This window comes from Lactobacillus sp. 23-2, assembly GCF_044902225.1.
GTDB lineage: Bacteria > Bacillota > Bacilli > Lactobacillales > Lactobacillaceae > Lactobacillus > Lactobacillus absianus.
The window spans coordinates 1-1,515 of sequence record NZ_JAOQBX010000053.1 but is presented as its reverse complement, the minus strand read 5'-3'; the positions used below and the strand labels follow the sequence as shown (position 1 = coordinate 1,515).

Genomic DNA, 1,515 nt, shown 5'->3' with positions numbered 1-1,515 from the left:
GGTTCTGTATAAAAACGTGTGTAAATTAACTAAGGGACTTAAGGCTTCTTCCGAGATAATTCCATTAATCTCAAGAAGAAATATTCATCATCTGGATATCCATAACCCTTGCGTCTCTCAGTTTTGATCTTGTTGTTAATACCCTCTAATTTGCCCGTAGATATCCTGTACTTAGCGAATGAATAGATTCCTGACAGGTGGCGCTGTAAGAGTCTGGCAAACCACTTAAAGTGGCTATTCTCAGTCTCGATACAAATATCTATGATGTACTCGAGTTTGACGCACATCTCCACTTCATCATTTGAGCTATATGCCTGATCCAATAGGTCTTTGACGATGTCTATTGTGAAGAACAATCTGTTTTCCTCTAGTAGATCGTCATACCAGCTCTCATTATCACCATGAGCTCTAATCTCTGGCTTATTGAAGATTTCGCCAGGCACAGATACTAGCTTTCCTTGTCGAGCATCTCCATCCTTTTGAACTAGGGTAGATCGTTTAGACATCAAGATATAACGAGAGTTCTTAAGCAATTTGGCTGCTTCTGGGGTACCTTCTTCAGCTAGTCTCTTTTGTTCATCCTTACGGATTTCAGAAACAACTTTATCGTTGAAATTCTTGATGATGTGGAAGCGGTCATAGACAATGTCTAGCTTGGGATAGCGCTCTTTAAAGGCTTCTTCAAAGTCTGAGTTCATGTCACAAGCAACTGCTTCAACCTTAGACATCCACTCATCGCCAACATGATCCATAAACTCATAAACAACGGCCTTCTTCTTGCCATGGGCTAAGTAAAGAATGTGCCCAGTTTCCCAGTCAATGATTACAGTGGCGTATTTATAACCATCGTGCAGTTTGAATTCATCTATGGCTAAGTATCTTGCCTGTCTTTCAGGTTTAATGAGCGTCTTTCCATCGATTGTAAATTTAGATAATAGGAGTTCCTTGTGAATCGACTTAACTGTCATTTTATCAAGGCCAGTAATTTCAGCGACTTGTTTTAGAGTGCATCCATCGCTTAGTAGGCGCTCAGTGCATTCTTTTAAAGCCTTGGTAATTCGATAACCATTGGCTTTAAAGGGAATAGACTGACTTCTGGTATTAAATTTACAATCAGTATTGAGACAACGAAAACGTGCGTAAGATACCTTAATCTTAGTATGTTCTAGTCCCAGAGGAATATGCCTAAGGGTAGTGACAAGGGTTCCATTCTTGACTAGCTTCGTTGAGCAGTCGGGGCAGAAACCAGGTTCACACTCGGCTAATTTTCCAACAAAGATTTTTTCACCTTCATTTTGAATTGGCATACCCAATTGAATAAAGTCGGTTAAGCCAGATTCGAAAAATAAGATGCCTTTGTTAGATTCAAAGCCTTGAGTAGAAACTGTCTGTTCTGTATAATTCATAGTAAGAAGGGCCCCTCGTGTTTTTGTGGTTATTAACATTGTAAGGGACAACCCTTCTTTTTTGTTGTCTAATTTTTACTATTTACACACGAATTTATACTGAACCTTA

General features: G+C 39.3%; 1 protein-coding gene. It reads right to left on the bottom strand.

The annotated features are described in order from the left end of the window. Positions 1 to 38: 38 nt before the first annotated feature. Positions 39 to 1,406, bottom strand: coding sequence for an ISL3 family transposase (locus tag OCH80_RS10100; RefSeq protein WP_206987841.1), 1,368 nt, complete (start codon positions 1,404 to 1,406; stop codon positions 39 to 41). Between the last annotated feature and the right edge of the window lie 109 nt (positions 1,407 to 1,515).